Source organism: Brevibacterium aurantiacum (assembly GCF_003932995.1).
Taxonomy (GTDB): Bacteria; Actinomycetota; Actinomycetes; order Actinomycetales; family Brevibacteriaceae; genus Brevibacterium; species Brevibacterium aurantiacum.
Genome location: NZ_CP025333.1, coordinates 1,718,466 through 1,737,662, shown reverse-complemented (window position 1 = coordinate 1,737,662; position 19,197 = coordinate 1,718,466). Strand labels below are relative to the sequence as shown.

The window sequence follows — 19,197 nt, the reverse complement described above, 5'->3', positions numbered from 1 at the left end:
CTCTCAGTCGCTCGCCGGTGTGGACCCACCGGATGCCTCGTCCTCGGCGAAATCGGGGCCATTGGCCCCGGTGGTGAACACGATGGCGATGGCCAAAGAGCCGAGAGCCGTGTATCCGAACCAGACGAGGCCCGCCGCCGGACTTCCGACAAGGGCGAGGATCACGGCGATGATCGTCGACACCACCCAGAGCGAATCGAATATCGCCAGGTACTTCACATAGCGCTTCTCACCTCTGCGGGCGCCATAGGAGATCTCCGTGGCAGCGCTGAGGAAGAGCAGGACGATTGCCGTGATCGCCAACCACCTGGGTGCCAGCAGAAACGATTCGACCGCGGGAAGAAACGCGCAGAGTGCGACCGCGACGAGCAGTTTGAACACGCCATCGGCGACGAACCCGAATTTCATCATGCTCCGATCCTACTCAACCGACCCTGTACGAAAGTCACCGGTGGTCGGCCTCACTGAGCATTGACTGCACCGTCTCCAGCGCCTGACGCAGCACGGTCGCTTCGACGTTGGAGTGGGCGATGACGATTCCGTGCCGGACATCACTGTCGGCACTCCAACCGGCCGCCAACGATGCCACGAGGATTCCGCGCTCGGCCAGGTCGGTGCGCAGCCGTGCTGCCGTGTGCGCGCTCGTCTCGATGACGAGGGTGCGACCTTCGTGGACAAGACCGGGAACCTCACCGATCTGGGCCAGGACCGCCTCGGCGGCTCTGATCCTGCGTCGACCCCGGGAGATTCTGCGACGCAGCCCTCCCGAGGTGAGATAGGCCGCGATCGCGGACTGCATGACCGGGGAGAACGCCGGCCCCAAGGCGGTGCGCATCCGGCTCAAGCGCTTCCCCAGCTCCCCGTGGGCGATGATGTACCCGGTGGACACGGCCGAGGTCAGCAGAGTCGAAAACGTGCCGATGTGGACCACCTGGGCGGGGGCATCGGTCGATACCGCGAGGTCGTAGAGAGTCGGCACCACGGTGCGGGCGTAGCGGGCCTCGCTGTCGTAGTCGTCCTCGATGACGATGACGCCGGCGGCCTGTGCCCATTCCAGGAGTCTGACCCGCTGGTCGATGGGCATCGTGGTTCCGTGCGGAAACTGATGGTTGGGAGTCACCACGACCGCGCCGAGGTGGGCAGAAGCGGCACCGGAGAGGTGCGCCGTGTCGATGGGGATGAGTTCACGATCGGTCATTGCCTGTCGCAGGCCTGGAAACCCTGGGTTCTCAACGCCGATGGCGCCGTCAACGCCCGTTGTCAGGAGCAGGCGCAGCCCGTCTCTCGATCCGCTGGTGAGGATGATGTCGTCGGGATCGACGCTCATCCCCCGAGTCAGGCGCAGGTGATCAGCGATCGCCCACCTGGCCTGCGGTTGTCCCAGCGCATCGATCGGACCGGGATCGAGGTCGAGGGAATCACGCCAGGCTCTCCGGAAGGCCGGTTCCTGCAATGGGTTGTCACCTCCGAACCCGGGACGCAGGTCGACGAAGCTGCGCAGCCGGCGCCGGGGCACCTGGGGCGGACGGGTCTGTGGCCCGGACGCTCGCGGAGTGCTCGGCAGCTCCGGGTTCACCCGTGTGGCCGAGCGCTCGGCAGTGATGAGAAAACCCTCGACGACGAGCTGGGCGTAGGCGGTCTCGACAGTCCCCCGGGAGACATGAAGATGGGCAGCCAGGCGTCTGCTGGCGGGCACCGGCTCTCCCGGGCGCACGGCCCCGGCAGCGATGAGTCGTCTGATCTCGGCCACCAGCTGATCCGGCAGCGGAGTCGACGTCTCGCGGTCGATCGCGATGGACAGTGCGATCCCGTCGGCCCGCGGCAGGACCACGTCTGGTGGGGCGGCTGCGGGGTGCGTCGGCTGAGCTGGAGACATGACACGATCATACTGGCCTAAAACTTTTCATACTTTCTGGCACTCTTCTTGGGCCACCGGTCGTTCTAGTCTTGTGGTGAACGGCCGTTCTCACCAATCAATTCGCCTCCATCAGGCACACCTCGAACGGAAAGCACCACACCAATGACTCAGACACAGACCCTGCTCAACACCGGCTTGGCACAGATGCTCAAGGGCGGCGTCATCATGGACGTCGTCAACGAGGAGCAGGCCCGCATCGCGGAGGCCGCCGGCGCCTCGGCGGTCATGGCGCTCGAACGCGTCCCCGCGGACATCCGCGCTCAGGGCGGAGTGGCCCGGATGAGCGACCCCGACCTCATCGACGGCATCACGGCCGCCGTGTCGATTCCCGTCATGGCCAAGGCCCGGATCGGACATTTCGTCGAGGCACAGATCCTCGAGACCCTCGGTGTGGACTACATCGACGAATCGGAGGTCCTCTCCCCCGCCGACTACGTCAATCACATCGACAAGTCCGTCTTCAAGGTTCCCTTCGTCTGTGGTGCGACCAACCTCGGCGAGGCCCTGCGCCGCATCACAGAGGGCGCATCGATGATCCGCTCGAAGGGTGAGGCCGGCACCGGCGACGTCTCCGAGGCGATGCGCCATCTGCGGACCATCAACTCCGAGATCAGGGCGCTGGGAGCCAAGAGCGAAGACGAGCTCTATGTTGCTGCGAAGGAGATTGCAGCCCCGTACCAGCTGGTCAAGCAGGTCGCAGGCCTCGGACGTCTGCCCGTCGTGACCTTCGTTGCCGGCGGCATCGCCACTCCCGCCGACGCGGCCATGATGATGCAGCTCGGCGCTGACGGCGTCTTCGTCGGTTCCGGCATCTTCAAGTCCGGCAACCCTGAGGCACGAGCCAAGGCCATCGTCGAGGCGACCACTCACTTCGACGATCCCATCGCCGTTGCGAAGGCCTCACGTGGGCTCGGCGATGCGATGGTCGGCATCAATGTCACCGACGTCGCTGCACCCCACCGCCTGGCAGAGCGCGGCTGGTGAGAGTCGGCGTCCTCAGCCTCCAGGGAGCCTTTCGCGAGCACCTCGGCGTGCTCGACTCCCTGGGGGTCAGCTCCAGCAAGGTCACGAGGCCCGAGCACCTTGATTCCATCGATTCGCTCATCGTGCCCGGAGGCGAGTCATCGGCCATGGTCCGCATTGCCGCCGGAACCGGACTCTTCCCCACACTCAGTGACAAGATCCAGTCCGGTCTGCCGATCTTCGGCACGTGTGCGGGACTCATCCTCCTCGCCGATCGACTCACGGATGATTCGCTGGACGGCTTCGACCGCCTCGGCGGGCTCGATATCACGGTGGCCCGCAACGCCTACGGCAGGCAGCGTGAGTCCTTCAGCACCCCCGTCCATGTGAGCGGGTTCGCCGAAGACTTCGAAGCCACCTTCATCCGTGCTCCGCAGATCATGGAACACGGGGATGATGTCGAGGTCCTCGCGGAGCACGACGGTTCACCGGTGCTGGTGCGGCAGGGCAATATCTGGGGCGGCAGCTTCCACCCGGAACTCGGTGCCGATACCAGGATCCACAGAGAATTCCTGCACAGCCTCAGCGTGACCGTGTAAAGATTGAACCATGACAAACGAGACGCTGCAGAAACTCAAGTCCGGATACACCTTCGATGCTCCGACACTGCAATTGGGGGTGGCGCTGAACGAGGATGAGCCCGACAAGGACACCCCGATCTCGATCCCGCTGTCGATGCTCAACCGGCACGGTCTGGTTGCCGGAGCAACGGGCACCGGCAAGACCGTGACCCTGCAGGTCCTGGCCGAACAGCTCTCCCGCGCCGGTGTTCCGGTCTTCGCCTCCGACATCAAGGGCGACCTCTCGGGCATCGGTGCCGCGGGCAAACCTTCCGACAAGTTGAGCAAGCGTCTCGAGGCCTCGGGGCAGGAGTGGAATGCCTCGGCCAACCCCACCGAGTTCTACACCTTGGGAGATTCGGGACTGGGGACTCCGCTGCGGGCCACGGTCACCTCGTTCGGACCGATCCTGCTGTCGAAGGTCCTCGAGCTCAATGACACGCAGGAATCCGTGCTTTCGCTGGTCTTCCACTACGCCGACACCGCCGGGCTCGCGCTCCTCGATCTCTCCGACCTGCGGGCCGTGCTGAACTTCCTCACCTCTGATGAGGGCAAGGCCGATCTCGAGGACATCGGTGGGGCGTCCAAGGCCACCGTCGGCGTCATCCTGCGCAAGATCTCCGAACTCTCCGCGCAGGGCGGCGACGTCTTCTTCGGCGAACCCGAGTTCGACACCGCGGACCTGTTGCGCCTCGACGACAACGGGGCCGGCATCGTCTCCGTCCTCGAGCTGCAGAAGCTCAATCAGTCACCGGCGCTGTTCTCCACGTTCCTCATGTGGCTGCTGGCCGACCTGTTCCAGGATCTGCCGGAGGTCGGCGATGCCGACAAGCCCTCGCTCGTGTTCTTCTTCGACGAGGCCCATCTCCTCTTCGCCGATGCATCGAAGGCGTTCCTGCAGTCGGTGACGCAGACCGTGCGTCTCATCCGGTCCAAGGGAGTCGGCGTCTTCTTCGTCACGCAGACACCGAAGGACGTCCCCGAAGATGTGCTCGCCCAACTGGGTTCGCGCATTCAGCATCAGCTGCGGGCGCATACTCCCAACGATGCCAAAGCTCTGAAGTCGACCGTGCAGACATTCCCGAAGTCCGACTACGACCTCGAATCGCTGCTGACGACGCTGGGCATCGGCGAGGCAGTCGTGACGGTGATGGACCCCGAGGGTGCACCCACACCCGTGGCGCCCACGAGGATGCGCGCGCCCGAGTCGCAGATGGGTCCGATGTCCGAGGACGAGATCAAATCGGCCGTCGCGGCATCTTCGCAACACGAGAAGTACGGGACCGCCATCGACAATGAGTCGGCGCGTGAGATTCTCACGAAGCGCCTGGAGTCCGGCTCCGAGGCCCACGACGAGGAGCAGGCGGCCGGAAACAAGGTGGCGTTCCCCGAGGACTCGTCGCAGGGATCCCAGTCCGGATCAGGTTCACGGTCGGATTCTCGATCGAGCTCGGGGGCGGGCCAGAAGGAGGAGGACAACATGTTCTCCAAGGTCGTGAAGTCCTCTGCGTTCAAGCAGTTCACTCGCACCGCAGTCCGAGAGATCACACGCGGAATCTTCGGAACCTCACGTCGTCGACGCTAATTCGCTGTGATGATCGTCAGTGCGGTCGTTCCGGCTCGCAGGTCCAGCCGACGGCAGTCCCCGATGAGGTCGCCGTCGAGTTGGACCGGAGCCGGAGCCTCAAGGCGGATGCTGAGTTCAGTTCCTCGCCAGTAGTGCATCGAGGGGTGAGATGCCGGTCGGCAGTTCACACTGGCCCAGCCGATCTGCGCCCATTCGACGAGGAGGTCACCGGGTTGTGTCGACCTCAGCTCTACAGCGAGAAATTCGAACTTACCTGCGCCCACCTCGGCGTGGTCGAATACCGGGATTGGTCCGGCAGGTCGAGAAGTCTTCGCTGCCATCACCGACCACACCTCGGTGACAGTCGTGCCCTCGAACTGTGGGCTGGCCGGGTGTGGGTCCTTGAGTCGGGCCTTGATCAGTGGGGTGAAGAGCGCCCGGCTGGCACCGTAGGCATAGCCGAGAACTCCCAACCTGAGGGCCGCCGGCAATCGCGCGTTCTCGGATATTGCGATCGCATCTCCCCCGATTCCTGCCAATGACACGAAGTGCTCACGGCGTGAACCAGTCGAGGTGAAACAGTCTGCTTCGTTGACGGGAACGTGGCAGACGGGCATCGACCGAGACCCCAAATGCATGTCGGCCAGCTTCAGCGCATACCCCGCCGATCGGATTCCGATGTGCTTGGACAGGACATTCGCAGTTCCGGTCGGAATGATGAGGACAGGAACATTCGCCGACGCCAGCACCGGAGCACTCACACGCAGCGTGCCATCGCCGCCGAGGATGACGATGAGATCGGCACCCCAGTCAAGCAGCTTCGAGGCCTGCTCGACACCTGGCCACTGCTTTGTCGTTGTGGCACTGCGATACCTGGTGTGACTTCGTCTGATGATCTCGACAAGTTCGCTGTAGGCACGCATGGTGTGCCCGTGTTTGGGATTGATGAGGATTCCGACCTTCATCACTGACTCAGACGAAGGCTGGGTGGGTGGCGGCCACAACCTCGGCGCGGGCGACGTCGACGGTTTCGTCGTCGAAGGGTTCGATGATCAGGCGGGGCCCGGTCTTGCGCGGTGAACGCTTCCATGTTGCCCGCGCTCGGGTGCCGTGGATGAGAGTGTTCTTGAACATGCCGTTGCCGCCGGGGACGACGAGCTTCTCGTGTGTCGGGTCGAGGGTGGCGCTGCGGTCTTTGTATCCCAAAATGATCTCGTCGAAGCCGGGCAGCAGCAGGAGTTCGCTGGCCTGCTTGCGGTTCTCGTGCACACGATCGTCCAGATCGGGCGCCTGGTAATAGTTACGGCCGTCGATGCTGATTTCGACGATCTCTGTCTCGGCGACGGCAGCGGCAAGGGCCTGGCGCACCGGGGTCTTGGGCAGCCCGGTCCAGCGTGCGGCGTCGTCGACTGTGACGGGCCCATGGCTGAGGACATAGCGTCGCATCCATTCGTGCAGGGCCGCCTCTGCGTCGAGATCGACAGGGTTCGGGATCCAGTCCGCGGTGAGGACGTACTTCATGTCGTCCTTGTCCTCGACCATTGGACCTTGGGCGATGATGTTGCGCAGGGCCAGGGTGGTGATGAGGTAGCGTTCGTGCCCGTATTCCTTGCCCGCCTGCAGTGGTGCAAAGGCATCGAGCAGTTCCTGACGGGTGACCGGACCGCGCTCACGAATCGTCTCTTCGGCCAGTAGTGCGGCGGAATCGACCATCGCGTCAGTGATGCCGAAGACCTCGCGCCGCTTTGCCACGGCTTTGAGTGTGCGCTGTCCCGTCAGTTGGAGAACCCATCCGAGATCCTCGGCGGCGACCAGATGGATTGTGCCCCGCTGTGTCCACGTCCTGACGATGTCTCCGGCGTTCATGGCCTCACGGACGGCTGTGACCGAGGTGCCGGTGCGCAGAGCGATCGAGACCAGTGCACCTCCCAGAGCCTGAGCCTGGACGCAGCCGAGATGGCTGACCACCGACAGCGTCGTGGCACTCGTGGAGTGCGACGAATCGGTGAGTCCTTGGGCGATCAGTCGGGCAGCCGAGACTTCGTGTGAGTCCATGACTTCACGATAGTCCACGGCACTGACCCCAGTGGGAAACAACTGTCGGGGCTCGGGCTCTTCACCGACCCGGATTTGACCTGGATTCGGCCCGAATTCAGCCCAGAATGTCGATGAGTCCGGGCACGGGAACCCGTGGCAGGGCACCGGAGGTTGCGAAGCGCCCCCAGATGGTGCGCAGTTCCGGGCCGGCGATCTGTGCCGTCTCACCGTAGTCGAGGAAGCTGTCGTGCCAGACGTCGCCGGGGAACAGCAGCGGAAGGTCGCCCGAATGCGCGGCATCGAAGAAGCTGCCATCTCCGCGGGAGACGATGAGGAGGCGTGTGCCTTGGCCTCCCGACATGCGGTGGCGATCGTAGAATTCCTTGGCCGCACGCGTGTACACCGCCGAGGTGATGCCCGAGATCAGCGATTCAAGCATCGGAGAGGTCAGATGCCGGTTGTGCAGACGTCGGAAGGCGGGAACGAAACCGGCGAAGAACGCGATCTCGCGTTCTGTGCGGGTCATGAGCACGTCGTATTTGCGTGCGGCTTCTGACCATGCGGCTCCGGTGTCGGACTTCGCCGGCAACGGGTAGTCCCCGTAGTGGACGCCGAAGCACATGCCTGCGTGCAGTCCACCGACCATGGCGGCCTTGTGCACTTCGTCCTGCGCGGCCAGGATGTCTGCGACGCTGGCGTCGGGGTCAATCTTCTCGGCGACCTTCGCCATGGCCCAGTTCATCGGTTCGGTGCCACCGGCAAGTCCCAGGGGTGCTGATGCCAAGATCACACGGTGGAAGAGACCCTCGGTCGCCTCGGCGATCATGAGGTGTGCACAGGAGTCGGCACCTGCGCTCTGTCCCGCGATTGTGACATTGCTGGGGTCTCCCCCGAAGGCGGAAATGTTGCGCTGAACCCAGCGCAGGGCCGAGATCTGGTCGAGGAGACCGAGATTGGAATGTTCGGGTTTGCCCGTGCCCAAGAACCCCAGCACGCCGAGGCGGTAGGTGACTGAGACGACGATGATGTTCTGTTCTTCGACGAGGGTGTGCGGATCGTAGATATCGGCATCTCCGGCACCGGCGACGTAGGCACCGCCGTGGATCCACACGAGCACGGGGAGTTCGGAGTCGTGTCCACCCGCCTCGGAGGGCATGGTCACACTCACCCGCAGGCAGTCTTCGCTGGTGGGAAGGCCGCCGAGCTGGTCGAAGGTCATTCCCGCGTTCGGATCTCGGCGGTACTGCGGGCTTCCAGGGCCGGGGTCTTTGCCGTCGATGGTCTCGACGGGTGGCTCGTCGACGGGATGGGCGAACCGCTGCGCGCGGGCATAGCGAATGCCCCGTGCACGGATCACTTTGCCGTCGACGTAGGCTCTGACCCGACCGCACGGGGCGTCGACATCCCGCCAATCGTGCATCACCGTCTGCTGCCTATTTGGAGGCGACGACCGGTGGCTCGGCCGACCATGGGAAGACGATCCACTGATCGGTGCGCTTCCACACGAAGTCCGGGTCGATGATGGATGCCGACTTTGCGTAGATGACTGCGGACTGAGCTTCGGCGCCGTGCTTCTTGAGCAGCTCGAGGACGAGTGCGAGCGTGCGGCCCGAATCCGCGACGTCGTCGACGACGAGCAGCTTCTTGCCCTTGATGGCATCGATGTCGAGCATCGGGGCCAGAAGAATCGGGTCGGGCAGAGTCTCGTGGACATCGGTGTAGAACTCGACGTTGATGGCGTCGGAGAGTTTGAGGCCGAGCGCATAGGCCAGTGCCCCGGCTGGCAGCAGGCCGCCACGGGCGATCGCGATGACAATCTCGGGGTCGTAGTCGGAGTCGGCGATGGTCTGTGCCATCTCCCTGGCCGACGTACCGAATGTGTCCCACGTGAGGATCTCTTTGTCGTTGAGATCGGTCGAATCGGCGTGGTATGCCTGGCCCATGGATGCTCCTTGTGTTTGCCCGGTGTTGACCCGAGCTTCAAGGATACGCGGTTGCCGACTCAGCGCAGAAACTCTTCGAAGACGGCTGTCTCCTGGAGCTGGTTGCCTCGGCGCTCGGGCAGCGCCGAGTTCACCCAGTACTGGCCGGTGTGAGCATTGCGTTCCAAGTACCGGTAGTCGATGAGTTCCCGGCGCAGGCGTGCAAAGTCGGGGTGGAAGGTGCTGAGGATCGAGTTGACGTCCTTCTCGCTGTAGGTCCGGTCGGAGTCGAAGGCTGCGAGCAGCTGAAGCAGGATCACGACGAGCGCCTTGCGCTTCGTGGGAATTGATTCCAGTCGGTCCTCGCGCATGAATGTTCTCAGCGTTTTGGCCCGGAATGCCTCCACCTCGGGTGCGGTCGCTGCTGCCCGGTGGCGGCCCTGGTCGTCCAGTAGTGCCGCACGGGCGGAGGTGAAGTTCTCCCCGGTCGCGGCCATACGGTGGCGGACGAGCTGTTTGAAATCTCTGTGCTTGGTCATGGCGTTCGTTCCTCAACGACCAAGTCTCCCCCAGCACGAAACCTGGTCAGGAGATCACCGTGACAGGTTCATCCGAGGATTCTCTCCCCTTCGCCGATTGATCGGTGAGCTGGGATCACGACCGTGGCTGGGCGATGGATGCGCCGCTGCCAACAGTATAGACACAGTTCAGCGGGTGCGAAGCCCGCTCAGTCGAGGGCGTCGAGGTAAACCCACCGACCCGCCCTGCGGACGAATGATGAGTTCTCTTCCAGTGTGTGCTCGCCGAGGTGGTCCCGGTAGGTTGCCCGAAAACGCACTGTTCCTGTTTCGTCGGTTTCCGATCCGCCGGTTGTGTCCACGATCTCCAGGCCCAGCCACACGGTGTCAGCATCCACGCCGATGTCGCTGGGCCGCGTCTTAGCGTGCCAGGTGCGAAAGAGGTGGTCTTCGTGGCCGCGTGCGAATGCGGTGTAGCGGGAGCGCATTAGAGCCTCGGCGGTTGTCGGCCAAGCCTGTCCATCCAAGGCGGGACGGCAGCAGTTGTCGTAGTCGGTGCCGGGTGGCATTCCGGAGCAGGGGCAGATCATATTTCGATGGTATCTCTGAGGTGCTTGCAAGCAGGTTACGTGCCACTATGGACGAATGAGTTCAGTATTCCTCTCCGGCAATGCCGAAGCCGACGCCCTTCTGGCCGATGACCCCTTTGCCCTGCTGATGGGCATGCTGCTTGACCAGCAGGTGCCGATGGAAGTCGCATTCGCCGGCCCGGCGAAGCTTGCTGAACGTCTGGGCAAGCTGGATGTCGTTGACATTGCTGAGATGGAGCCCGACGAGTTCTTGGAGAAGTTCTCAATCAAGCCGGCAGTCCACCGTTTCCCGAAGTCGATGGCAACGCGAGTGCAGAAGCTGGCGACAGAGATCGTTGACGAATATGACGGCGACACAGCTGCGATTTGGACCTCGGGCGATCCGACAGGACCGGAAGTCCTCAAACGCCTGAAGAAACTGCCGGGATTCGGAGAGCAGAAGGCGAAGATCTTCCTAGCTCTCCTCGGCAAACAGTTCGATTTCAACGCCGAGGGGTGGCGAGAGGCTGCTGGCGACTACGGGGCGGAAGACAGCCGTCGCTCCATCGCCGACGTGGTCGATGAGGACACCTTGTTGGAAGTCCGGGCATTCAAGAAGCAGCAGAAGGCAGCCGCGAAAGCAGCCAAGAAGTAGGCCCTTCCACTGACGGGCAGGTTATCCACAGATTCAACTTCGCCTGTTCTCAAAGTCAAGGTTCTCGCATAATGTAGGGATTCCGGGCGTGATTGATACATCGGCGCCGGAGTTATCTACCACAGAGGCGTGGAATGAAAACCGGACTTGGCAGACGTGTCCGCGTTCGAGCTGCAACAGCTCTGACATTGACCGCTGGACTATCAGTGCCCCTATTGCTGTCAGGATGCGAAGACCATTCCCCAGTAGCTGCACCGACCTCAACCCTGCCTGCCAAAGACTCCTCAACGGCGTCACCGGCCGCTGACCCGCAACCCACGATCCCCGCCTACGAAACCGACCTTGATCTGAGTTCAGAGGAGACGGAAGCCGTAGAAGGGGCGCTGGTTGCGTTTGAGGGGTTTTTTCGAACGGTGAATACAGCGTATTCGGGTGACTTTTCCGCCGCGGAAGACTTTCCAAAATTCGCGAATGGTGACGCCTTAGAGTCTATTAAAGGCGATGTCCAAGTCGTCAGTGATGGTTCCTACCAATTCTCAGGCAACATTTCCCCAGACAAAATCGCCATCGACGAGGTCAAAAATACAAGTAACTCGAAAGACATAGATATTGTCTCAGTGAACTTCTGCTTCAACTTGGCTGAATGGTCCCTCCGCCCAAAGGATGAAACTAACCCTCCGTCGGATTCTGACCACGTCACGATGAATCACAAGATCAAGAAGACTTCAGCAGGCTGGCGAGTCACACAACAATCCTTAAAAGAGAAGCGATGCTGAATCTCAGAAACAGCATCGCTATCACCTTCTTCATGGCCCTAATAGCCACGCTATTGATTCCGCTACCTGCCGTCGCCAGTCCGAGCTGCGATATGAGAGACATAAAGAATTGTTCGGTTGATAGTCCTGGCGGTGGCGGCAATCCAGCTCCGCCTCCACCACACCCACCCGGCCCAGGAGGCGGCGGTTCCGGCGGCGGTTCTGGAGGTGGCGGTTCAGGCGGAGGAGGCTCCGGCGGAGGAGGTTCCGGAGGTGGCGGTTCCGGCGGAGGCGGCGGGGCCGATATGCCCGATTGCATTCTCGAGGAAGTCGGACATATCTGTGCAGACCTCCCGGGTCCAGGCCCCGGTCCCGGAGGGGGCGGCGGCAGTGCACCCGTCAGGCCAGAACCACCCACCCGCATTCCAGAGTCCCAGTTCCAGACCTTCGACATACCAGCTCCGACGATCCATGCCTGGCCCAAGGACTGGGCTGTCATCGGCAAACCGGCTGCCTTCTGGACTGATGCAGACACCAGCTACATCGATATGACACTGCTGACATACGCCGTTACGGTCAAGGTCACTCCTGAGAAGTTCTACTGGGATTTCGGCGACGACACCGGCGGGACAACGACGAAGACCGGATCGAAACCACGTCCCGGCGACGAACCGCAGATCGGACACGACTATCAGAAGACAGGAGCGAAGACTGTCGACATGACCGCGACGTTCAGCGGCGAATTCTCCGTGGACGGTGGACCTTGGCTGCCCATCGATGGTTTTGCACACGTAGCAAGCAACGAGATCTCCATCGATGTCTATCGCTACCACCGCTATCTCGTCGACGAGGACTGCTACATGAACCCACAGGGTCCAGACTGCAACTGATCTTCACCTTCAGCTCGGAGCTTCAATCCAGCCCGAAGGTAGAAGCCCTGACCGTCGTTCACATGGGGCGGACCCAACTCCACCATCCTCCCAGGGCAAATACGGCAGGAACCTGAAACAATGGCCACATGGTGTGCCGCATTTCGGAGTTGCTCGTCGATTCCCATTGGCCGATTGTCATCATCGGCGCAGGTCAGGCTGGTCTTTCGGCAGCTCATTATCTGTGGCGTGACGGGTTGGTGCCGGGAAAGGATTTCATCATCCTCGACGCCGGCGCTGGGCCCGGTGGTGCGTGGCGCGAGAGATGGGATTCCCTGACGCTGGGTTCGACGAACCATGTGGCGGATCTACCGGGCTTTCCACTGGGTACGCCAGACCCCTCAGTCCCCGCCTCGTCGGTGGTCTCCGATTACTACTCGCGCTTCGAACGTGAACTCGAACTCTGTGTTGTCCGCCCCGCCGAGGTGGTCACGGTCAAATCCCCCACCCCCGGTTCCGGACCTCTGGAGATCACGGCAGATATCGATGGTGAACGTGTTCACCTCTCAAGCCGGTACCTGATCAACGCGACCGGAACCTGGACCCATCCATACGTGCCGTTCGTCCCGGGCATCGCTGAGTTCGAAGGTCGGCAGCTGCACACGGCGAACTTCCGTAACGTGGAAGACTTCCGAGGACTGAGAACATTGGTGATCGGCGGTGGCATCTCTGCCACACAGTTCCTACTCGAACTGGCGAAGGTCACCGAGACTTTGTGGGCTACCCGCCGTCCCCCGAATTTCACCTCACGGGAGTTCGACGGCAACTGGGGCCTCGAGGTTGAACGAGCCGTGCGGTCTCGCACATTGGCTGGCCTCGCCCCAGCCAGCGTCGTTCGCACCACGGGACTACCTGTCCGCCAGGACTTTCTCGACGGCGTCGAATCCGGGGTGCTCGTCTCACGCGGAATGATCGACGCAATCTTGCCTCACGGAGTCCATTTCCCGGGCCAGGCTGCCAAAGAACAGTCAACCTCGGAAGGGCTTGGCCCCTCAGCAAGCGACCACCTGGCGCTGCCCGAATCCTGGCAGCCTTTCGAAGACGAACGTGTCGAAGAGGTCGATGTCATCTTCTGGAACACCGGTTTCCGGGCCGCTCTTAACCATCTGGCACCGCTGCGTCTGCGCACACCCGACGGTGGAATCTCCATGGAGACCGAGGTCGCGGTCAAAGACGACAGACGGATCTTCCTCGTCGGGTACGGGTCCGCGAGCTCAACCGTCGGTGCTACTCGCGCTGGCAGGATCGCGGCCCGAGAGCTGCTGAAACGGCGCGCACGAGCACAGCACGTACCGGGTCAGGAGAAAGCCGGCGTATCGAGACCCTGATCGGCGAAACGAACGGTCGGCAGCATCTGTGCAAAGAGTTCAGCAGTGGTTTCGTCGCTGGCAAGCGTGACCATTTCGACGCTGACTTTGTAGAGTCGACCGTTGTCGGAGATCCCGGCCACAGCACCGAAGAGCACAGAGTCGGTTTGGTCGATGGCTCGGACCTCCTGGCCTGCGAGCAACCCGTGGACTGTCCAGTATTGACCACCGGTCACCGTCCCGGTCTTCTCTTCTAGAATGCTCGAACCGGACTCACCGAAGGTCTGTTCCTGGGCCGAGGCGACGACGGACTGTGCCGTGTCGTCGCCGGCCTCATAGCAGTTGACGGTGATGATGGCACCGTTGTCGCGGCTGTAGAGCTGATAACTGTCGTAGGCGAGATCATCGTTCCACTGCCCATCCATGGCCAGCTGCACCTTGATCGGGCACTCCGGGCCCAGATCAGCCGTCACCTGAGACATGCCGGACGGGATCGCAGGAGTCTCGGAATCCTGCGACGACTGCGCTTCGGAGCCGTCATCGATACCGACGGCGATCGGCTTCGAATCGCCCTCAGCGGTGCTGATGCGCAGCGCAGAGCATCCGGAGAGGAACAGACCCAGCACCACCACGGATGCCAGGAGGAGACTCCGATACATGGGCCTGCTTTCGAATCAGGGAACGGCACTGCGTCGACAACGCCATACACATAGTACCCACAGGACCCGCCGACTGCTCTGGCACAAGCGCCGCCGGGGCCTTAGCCTGGGACCATGACTGAACTCCCGATCTTCAACGACGATGATGTGACCCGACTCCTGTGCATCGTCGCCCACCCCGATGACATGGAATACGGCGCCTCCGCGGCCGTCGCAAAATGGACAGACCAAGGTAAGCCCGTGTCCTACCTGCTGCTGACCCGTGGCGAGGCGGGAATCAGGGACATGAACCCTGAGAAGGTCGCCCCGCTGCGCGCAGATGAGCAGCGACAGGCGTGCACGATCGTTGGGGTCGAAGACCTTGAGATCCTCGAGTTCCCCGACGGACTCCTCGAACCGAACCTCGAGCTCAGGCATGCGATCGCGAAGAAGATCCGCCAATTCAAACCCGACGCCGTCATGGTCACCAAGTGGGAACTCAACATGCCGTGGGGTCTCAACCATGTCGACCACCGGGCCGCTGGTATTGCCACTGTCGGTGCGATCCGAGACGCCGACAATCCGTGGGTCTTCACCGACCTCAAGGAGGCTGGCCTCGACGCGTGGAAGGCAGACAAGCTGCTGGTCAATGGCGCTTACGCCACCCATGCCGTGGTCCTCGACGATGAACACGTCGACCGGGCAGTGCGTTCACTGGAGGCCCATACCGTCTATCTGGAGGCACTGCCCGACCATCCGGTTCCATCGGAGATGATTCCCGGAATCACCTCGGAAGCCGGAACACGGGCAGGCGTGAAGTACGCGCTGCCCGTGCAGGTGTTTGACATGTAGCTCCCGGCCCACCGATTCGGTGGTCGGGTTCGACGCAATTATGCGCTGAGTGCCGCGACCGCCGAGTCGTAGTCCGGTTCGGTCCCGATCTCGTCGACGAGCTGCTTGTGAATGACAGTGCCCTCTTCGTCGAGGACGACGACAGAGCGGGCCAGCAGCCCGGCAAGAGGACCGTCAACCATGGTCACACCGAATTCCTTGCCGAAGGCGCTGCGGAAACCTGATGCGGCGACGACGTTCTCAATGCCTTCGGCGCCGCAGAAGCGAGCCTGGGCAAAGGGCAGATCGTTAGACACGCACAGAACGGTGGTGTTCTCCAGGCTCGCGGCGAGTTCGTTGAACTTGCGCACCGAGGCGGCACAGACTCCGGTGTCCACGCTGGGGAAGATGTTGAGGACAACACGCTTGCCTGCCGTGTCTGCAGAGCTCACCTCACCGAGGTCGTTGCCCACGAGGCTGAACGCCGGTGCCTGCGCACCCTTCTCCGGGAGGTCTCCAACAGTCTTGACCGGTGTGCCCTGGAATGCCGTGGTGGCCATGCTTGGTTCTCACTTTCTTTCGTGATCATTGCTGTCAGACCCCACCCTACGTGAAGTGACCGACATGAGAATCGGCTGCTCAGATGCGACGGCGGCGCGCGATCCAGACGAGTCCAGCACCCATTGCGATGATGGCTGCCGCAATACCGATCGTGCTTCCAAGTTCCACACCGGTGCGTGGCAGATCTCCACCGGCATTGGCATCCCCGCTGCCGTCGGCAGAGTCAGATCCGCTGGCCGAATCGGTTCCGCCAGCTGAATCGGATCCGTTCGCCGAGGCGGTCCCACCGTCGGCATCGGATGTGGCATTCTCGTCGGCTGTGGAATCGGCACTGTCGTTGGCACCAGCTTCGACATCGGCATTCGCACCGCTGTCGTCACCGTCGGCACTGTCGGTGCCATCGGCAGCGTCAGCGTTTCCGCCATCTGCCGTCGCGTCCGAGTCGGTTTCGGCCGTGGCGTCCGGCTCGGCGGTGTCATCGGAAGATGCCTCGTCCTCATCGCCTGGGTCCTGTGTGGACGTGACGACCTGCCAGTTCTCGTCGTAGAAGTCAGTGGGGTCAACCACCTCGTTGTCCTTCACCCAGTTGATGAGCGCCTGACGAACCTCGACCTGTTCGTTGTAGACCTCTTTCAGGTCACCTACTGGGTAGTCGCCGCCTCCGGACTGACGATAGTTGTTGATCGCGAGAATGAAGGTGTCGTCATCACCAATGGTCTTGCCACTCTTATCGGTGAGGTTCTCGATGCGTTCACCTACTGGTTTGGACACGTTGATGTCGTAGTCGATGCCCGACAGCGCGTCGTAGTTGTAATCGGGAATCGGCCGATCGAGTACGTCGTCGATGGCATTGGTTCCGGTGGCTGGGTCGAAGTCGGCCCCTTCTTCTGTCTGTTTGAAGTAGCGGGCGGAGAACTCCAGGTAGTCACGCAGCTGTGAACCGTTGATCTCTACCCCGCCGAGCGTGTTGTCGAAGACATAGAGTCCGGCGACGTCGCGGATGGTGATGTCACCTGCAGGGAATTCGGCAGTTCGACTGAATGGTGATGCCTGGGAGATGATCGGCACGTCCTCGTATTCGGTGCCTGCCAATGCCGACTCCACCGTCTGAGACTGCACCTTCGAGATGAAGTCGAGGATTGCGGTGTCCTCGTAGTACGAGGTCGAGGCGCTCATGGTCTCGGTCACGGAGCCGATCTTCGTGTTGACGTAGTCGATCGTCTTCTTGTGCTGGGAGTCGATGAGGTCCTTGATCTCGGGGTCCTCGGCGACGTCGCCCTGTGTTGCCAGCGGTGTGGCTTCGGGCTCGGCACTGCCCCAGTCGATGCCCATGTCCTCGAGATCGATGGGCAGGTCTACCTCGGAGACCGACCGTGCCCAGTAGTTGGGCTGAGTGATGAGGGCCTTCGTGCCGTCTTCGCGTGAGACCACCTGGGTGGGCTCGTTCTGATGCGTGTGCCCGGCGACGAGGACGTCGACTCCCGGCACCTTCGCGACTGAGGTGCTCACGTTTTCCTGCAGTTCCGAAGGATCCCAAGCCTGGCCTTCCGGATCCTTACCCGAGTGGGAGAGGACGACGACGATGTCTGCACCGGCCTCTTTCATCTGTGGGACGTACTTCTTCGCAGTCTCGACCGGGTCGTCGAAATGAACTTTGCCGGAGAGATTGTTCTTGTCCCAGATCCGACTGCCGGGGGTCGTGACTCCCAGGACGCCGATGGTGATCTCCTGACCGGAGACGCGCTTCTTCACCATGGTGTAGGGGTCAAGGTGGGACTGCCCATCGTCGTCATTGATGACGTTGGCGCCCAGGACTGGGAAGTCCACCTGTTCCTTGTATTTGGCGAGCAGGTCAAGTCCGTAGTTGAACTCATGGTTGCCCACGACCTGTGCGTCGTAGCCGACGTTGTTGAAGGTCTTGGCCATCGGATGTGTCTCACCGGTTTCGGTGATGCGCTCCTGTTGTGCGTAGAAGTAGGTCAACGGGGTGCCTTGGATCGTGTCACCGTTGTCGACGAGAAGCACCGAGTCCTCACCCTTGGCTTCCTTCACACCCTTGATCAGGGTGGAGGCACGCGACATGCCCAGCTCCTCCCCGGCCGGGTAGGGTGCGTTGGCGAAGTAGTCCCAGTTGAGGACGTGACCGTGGACATCGGTCGTCGCCAGAAGCGTGAGCTCCCCCGCGCTTGCTGCCTGTTCCTCGTCCGGAGGTCCGCTGCCCAGTCCCGACGCCGAGGCGGCTGCCGGTCCCGCAACGATGAGTGTCAGTGCCAATGTGGACGAGGCCAGGGTTCGCAAGCGCATGAGTCTCCAGATGTCGTTGTGATTCAGATCTCCCACTCTATTCCGAAACATCGCGAATCTGAGCAAATCCTGAGCGAAATCTGCACAAACTGTGTTGACACTATTTCTCGCCGAGGTTGCCCTTCCCTGTCTTCGCACCAAGGGTGGATTCGATGATGATGAGGACAACCACAACTGCCGCACCGATGGCGGCGAGGACAATCGGCATCCACACCGGATCGGCCGGCGCGAGCAGACCACCGGTATCGGTGGTGGACTGCCATGGCCACAGCGCACGCAGGGAGCCGAGCATCAGTCCTGCCATCGCCACCAGCGTCCACCACCGGTGATTGTGGAGGAAATAACGCAAGATGTTGACGAAGAGTGCGAGACCGAGAATCGCGCCGAGCCCGAACACAGCGATGTAGACGAGGTCGCGGTCGTTCACCGCACGCAGAGTGGTGGCGTAGAGGCCGACTGCGAGGAGGAAGAACGATCCTGAGACTCCGGGAACGACCAAGGCGCAGATGGCGATGGAGGCGACGAAGAAGACTGCGATGAGTGGTGGATTCTCAACGTCTGAGCCTCCGGCAAGCCCGGTCATCCAAAAGGCAAGGGCAGCAGCGGCGAGGAAGACGAGTATTCCCAGCAGCAGCGGTTGCCCTGTTCGGGCCGGCAGCATGCGCAGTGGGACAGCGATGCTGGCCGCGACGAGGCCGAAGAACAGGCCGCGGGAGAGTTCTGGGTTGCCGGTGACGAAGCTCTCCAACATTCCGGCAATGGTGAAGACCGCTGTCACCATACCCAGCAGAACGGGGATGACGAGGAACCAATCGGTTCGACGCAGCTCGGCAACCGCGCCATGCCACCGGTCTGGGCCGGTGACCACGGTCTTTGCGGCCTTGACGACGTGGGCGGCGGAATCGATGAGTTGGTCGTAGACGCCGGTGACGAGGGCGATCGTTCCGCCTGAGACCCCAGGCACGAGTTCGGCCGACCCGATCAGGAAACCGCGGAGCAGATCGAGGGGAATCAGAGCTTTCGAACGGGTGGATTCCACGTGTGCGGCCACCTCGGGGCTGGGGTTAGTCATAGTGCCTCCACCCTACGAGATTCCGGCTTTC

General features: G+C 62.1%; 20 protein-coding genes. 8 read left to right on the top strand and 12 right to left on the bottom strand.

Translation table 11 applies throughout. The annotated features are described in order from the left end of the window. Positions 1 to 3: 3 nt before the first annotated feature. Positions 4 to 411 carry a hypothetical protein gene (locus CXR25_RS08065; protein ID WP_009885014.1) on the bottom strand — a complete coding sequence of 136 codons (408 nt, stop codon included), beginning with the start codon at positions 409 to 411 and terminating at the stop codon, positions 4 to 6. 34 nt (positions 412 to 445) lie between these two features. Then, entirely contained in the window at positions 446 to 1,876 is a 1,431-nt protein-coding gene (pdxR, locus tag CXR25_RS08060) for a MocR-like pyridoxine biosynthesis transcription factor PdxR (protein ID WP_114384709.1), read from the bottom strand. A gap of 144 nt (positions 1,877 to 2,020) precedes the next feature. Here pdxR and pdxS point away from each other — a divergent pair, with 144 nt between their 5' ends. From pdxS to CXR25_RS08045, 3 genes are read left to right on the top strand one after another with little or no spacing between them, the layout of a single operon-like run. Further along, positions 2,021 to 2,902 carry a pyridoxal 5'-phosphate synthase lyase subunit PdxS gene (gene pdxS, locus CXR25_RS08055; protein WP_009885016.1) on the top strand — a complete coding sequence of 294 codons (882 nt, stop codon included), beginning with the start codon at positions 2,021 to 2,023 and terminating at the stop codon, positions 2,900 to 2,902. Beyond that, positions 2,899 to 3,480 carry a pyridoxal 5'-phosphate synthase glutaminase subunit PdxT gene (pdxT, locus tag CXR25_RS08050; protein ID WP_069599986.1) on the top strand — a complete coding sequence of 194 codons (582 nt, stop codon included), beginning with the start codon at positions 2,899 to 2,901 and terminating at the stop codon, positions 3,478 to 3,480. The genes pdxS and pdxT overlap by 4 nt, the downstream gene beginning before the upstream one ends. Before the next feature lie 10 nt (positions 3,481 to 3,490). Beyond that, complete coding sequence (locus CXR25_RS08045; RefSeq protein ID WP_125240508.1) at positions 3,491 to 5,086, top strand: helicase HerA-like domain-containing protein; 1,596 nt, start codon at positions 3,491 to 3,493, stop codon at positions 5,084 to 5,086. On the opposite strand, the gene CXR25_RS08040 is transcribed toward CXR25_RS08045, so the two are convergent. The 6 genes from CXR25_RS08040 to CXR25_RS08015 all read right to left on the bottom strand — a co-directional run bounded on the left by CXR25_RS08040 (position 5,083) and on the right by CXR25_RS08015 (position 10,135). Continuing rightward, positions 5,083 to 6,033, bottom strand: coding sequence for a diacylglycerol/lipid kinase family protein (locus tag CXR25_RS08040; RefSeq protein ID WP_241212414.1), 951 nt, complete (start codon positions 6,031 to 6,033; stop codon positions 5,083 to 5,085). The genes CXR25_RS08045 and CXR25_RS08040 overlap by 4 nt on opposite strands. 7 nt (positions 6,034 to 6,040) lie before the next feature. Continuing rightward, positions 6,041 to 7,123 (bottom strand): winged helix DNA-binding domain-containing protein, encoded by a 1,083-nt coding sequence (locus tag CXR25_RS08035; protein ID WP_069599984.1) that lies wholly within the window; start codon positions 7,121 to 7,123, stop codon positions 6,041 to 6,043. 97 nt (positions 7,124 to 7,220) lie between these two features. After that, positions 7,221 to 8,525, bottom strand: a complete 1,305-nt coding sequence (locus tag CXR25_RS08030; protein ID WP_069599983.1) for a carboxylesterase family protein — start codon at positions 8,523 to 8,525, stop codon at positions 7,221 to 7,223. Positions 8,526 to 8,538: 13 nt separating this feature from the next. Continuing rightward, on the bottom strand, positions 8,539 to 9,048 hold the full coding sequence (locus CXR25_RS08025) for a phosphoribosyltransferase (RefSeq protein WP_009885022.1): 510 nt from the start codon (positions 9,046 to 9,048) through the stop codon (positions 8,539 to 8,541). 59 nt (positions 9,049 to 9,107) lie between these two features. Further along, complete coding sequence (locus CXR25_RS08020; RefSeq protein WP_069599982.1) at positions 9,108 to 9,566, bottom strand: DUF2087 domain-containing protein; 459 nt, start codon at positions 9,564 to 9,566, stop codon at positions 9,108 to 9,110. A gap of 188 nt (positions 9,567 to 9,754) precedes the next feature. After that, on the bottom strand, positions 9,755 to 10,135 hold the full coding sequence (locus CXR25_RS08015; protein WP_226823797.1) for a YchJ family protein: 381 nt from the start codon (positions 10,133 to 10,135) through the stop codon (positions 9,755 to 9,757). Between the two features lie 55 nt (positions 10,136 to 10,190). Here CXR25_RS08015 and CXR25_RS08010 point away from each other — a divergent pair, with 55 nt between their 5' ends. The 4 genes from CXR25_RS08010 to CXR25_RS07990 all read left to right on the top strand — a co-directional run bounded on the left by CXR25_RS08010 (position 10,191) and on the right by CXR25_RS07990 (position 13,781). Then, positions 10,191 to 10,769, top strand: a complete 579-nt coding sequence (locus CXR25_RS08010) for an HhH-GPD-type base excision DNA repair protein (RefSeq protein WP_069599980.1) — start codon at positions 10,191 to 10,193, stop codon at positions 10,767 to 10,769. A 134-nt stretch (positions 10,770 to 10,903) separates the two neighbouring features. Beyond that, positions 10,904 to 11,545 (top strand): hypothetical protein, encoded by a 642-nt coding sequence (locus tag CXR25_RS08005; RefSeq protein ID WP_125240506.1) that lies wholly within the window; start codon positions 10,904 to 10,906, stop codon positions 11,543 to 11,545. 284 nt (positions 11,546 to 11,829) lie between these two features. Further along, complete coding sequence (locus CXR25_RS07995) at positions 11,830 to 12,414, top strand: hypothetical protein (RefSeq protein ID WP_069599978.1); 585 nt, start codon at positions 11,830 to 11,832, stop codon at positions 12,412 to 12,414. A gap of 128 nt (positions 12,415 to 12,542) precedes the next feature. Beyond that, complete coding sequence (locus CXR25_RS07990; protein WP_069599977.1) at positions 12,543 to 13,781, top strand: oleate hydratase; 1,239 nt, start codon at positions 12,543 to 12,545, stop codon at positions 13,779 to 13,781. Here CXR25_RS07990 and CXR25_RS07985 read toward each other — a convergent pair. Continuing rightward, positions 13,751 to 14,419: a hypothetical protein gene (locus CXR25_RS07985; RefSeq protein ID WP_226823798.1), complete on the bottom strand. Its 669-nt coding sequence runs from the start codon at positions 14,417 to 14,419 to the stop codon at positions 13,751 to 13,753. The two genes, CXR25_RS07990 and CXR25_RS07985, sit on opposite strands and share 31 nt — an antisense overlap. 114 nt (positions 14,420 to 14,533) lie before the next feature. Here CXR25_RS07985 and CXR25_RS07980 point away from each other — a divergent pair, with 114 nt between their 5' ends. Then, positions 14,534 to 15,250 (top strand): PIG-L deacetylase family protein, encoded by a 717-nt coding sequence (locus CXR25_RS07980; protein ID WP_125240505.1) that lies wholly within the window; start codon positions 14,534 to 14,536, stop codon positions 15,248 to 15,250. A 38-nt stretch (positions 15,251 to 15,288) separates the two neighbouring features. Here the strand turns inward: CXR25_RS07980 and tpx are convergent, their stop codons facing one another. The 3 genes from tpx to CXR25_RS07965 all read right to left on the bottom strand — a co-directional run bounded on the left by tpx (position 15,289) and on the right by CXR25_RS07965 (position 19,166). Next, on the bottom strand, positions 15,289 to 15,789 hold the full coding sequence (tpx, locus tag CXR25_RS07975; protein WP_125240504.1) for a thiol peroxidase: 501 nt from the start codon (positions 15,787 to 15,789) through the stop codon (positions 15,289 to 15,291). 79 nt (positions 15,790 to 15,868) lie between these two features. Then, positions 15,869 to 18,094, bottom strand: a complete 2,226-nt coding sequence (locus CXR25_RS07970; protein WP_125240503.1) for a bifunctional metallophosphatase/5'-nucleotidase — start codon at positions 18,092 to 18,094, stop codon at positions 15,869 to 15,871. Between the two features lie 100 nt (positions 18,095 to 18,194). Then, complete coding sequence (locus CXR25_RS07965) at positions 18,195 to 19,166, bottom strand: DUF368 domain-containing protein (RefSeq protein ID WP_096146842.1); 972 nt, start codon at positions 19,164 to 19,166, stop codon at positions 18,195 to 18,197. Positions 19,167 to 19,197 lie beyond the last annotated feature (31 nt).

Bases quoted from the DNA above. Each gene is read 5' to 3' on its own strand.
- CXR25_RS08065 (WP_009885014.1), bottom strand. From the start codon at position 411: ATGATGAAATTCGGGTTCGTCGCCGATGGCGTGTTCAAACTGCTCGTC.
- pdxR (WP_114384709.1), bottom strand. From the start codon at position 1,876: ATGTCTCCAGCTCAGCCGACGCACCCCGCAGCCGCCCCACCAGACGTG.
- pdxS (WP_009885016.1), top strand. From the start codon at position 2,021: ATGACTCAGACACAGACCCTGCTCAACACCGGCTTGGCACAGATGCTC.
- CXR25_RS08045 (WP_125240508.1), top strand. From the start codon at position 3,491: ATGACAAACGAGACGCTGCAGAAACTCAAGTCCGGATACACCTTCGAT.
- CXR25_RS08040 (WP_241212414.1), bottom strand. From the start codon at position 6,033: ATGAAGGTCGGAATCCTCATCAATCCCAAACACGGGCACACCATGCGT.
- CXR25_RS08035 (WP_069599984.1), bottom strand. From the start codon at position 7,123: ATGGACTCACACGAAGTCTCGGCTGCCCGACTGATCGCCCAAGGACTC.
- CXR25_RS08030 (WP_069599983.1), bottom strand. From the start codon at position 8,525: ATGCACGATTGGCGGGATGTCGACGCCCCGTGCGGTCGGGTCAGAGCC.
- CXR25_RS08025 (WP_009885022.1), bottom strand. From the start codon at position 9,048: ATGGGCCAGGCATACCACGCCGATTCGACCGATCTCAACGACAAAGAG.
- CXR25_RS08020 (WP_069599982.1), bottom strand. From the start codon at position 9,566: ATGACCAAGCACAGAGATTTCAAACAGCTCGTCCGCCACCGTATGGCC.
- CXR25_RS08015 (WP_226823797.1), bottom strand. From the start codon at position 10,135: ATGATCTGCCCCTGCTCCGGAATGCCACCCGGCACCGACTACGACAAC.
- CXR25_RS08010 (WP_069599980.1), top strand. From the start codon at position 10,191: ATGAGTTCAGTATTCCTCTCCGGCAATGCCGAAGCCGACGCCCTTCTG.
- CXR25_RS08005 (WP_125240506.1), top strand. From the start codon at position 10,904: ATGAAAACCGGACTTGGCAGACGTGTCCGCGTTCGAGCTGCAACAGCT.
- CXR25_RS07995 (WP_069599978.1), top strand. From the start codon at position 11,830: ATGCCCGATTGCATTCTCGAGGAAGTCGGACATATCTGTGCAGACCTC.
- CXR25_RS07990 (WP_069599977.1), top strand. From the start codon at position 12,543: ATGGTGTGCCGCATTTCGGAGTTGCTCGTCGATTCCCATTGGCCGATT.
- CXR25_RS07985 (WP_226823798.1), bottom strand. From the start codon at position 14,419: ATGTATCGGAGTCTCCTCCTGGCATCCGTGGTGGTGCTGGGTCTGTTC.
- CXR25_RS07980 (WP_125240505.1), top strand. From the start codon at position 14,534: ATGACTGAACTCCCGATCTTCAACGACGATGATGTGACCCGACTCCTG.
- tpx (WP_125240504.1), bottom strand. From the start codon at position 15,789: ATGGCCACCACGGCATTCCAGGGCACACCGGTCAAGACTGTTGGAGAC.
- CXR25_RS07970 (WP_125240503.1), bottom strand. From the start codon at position 18,094: ATGCGCTTGCGAACCCTGGCCTCGTCCACATTGGCACTGACACTCATC.
- CXR25_RS07965 (WP_096146842.1), bottom strand. From the start codon at position 19,166: ATGACTAACCCCAGCCCCGAGGTGGCCGCACACGTGGAATCCACCCGT.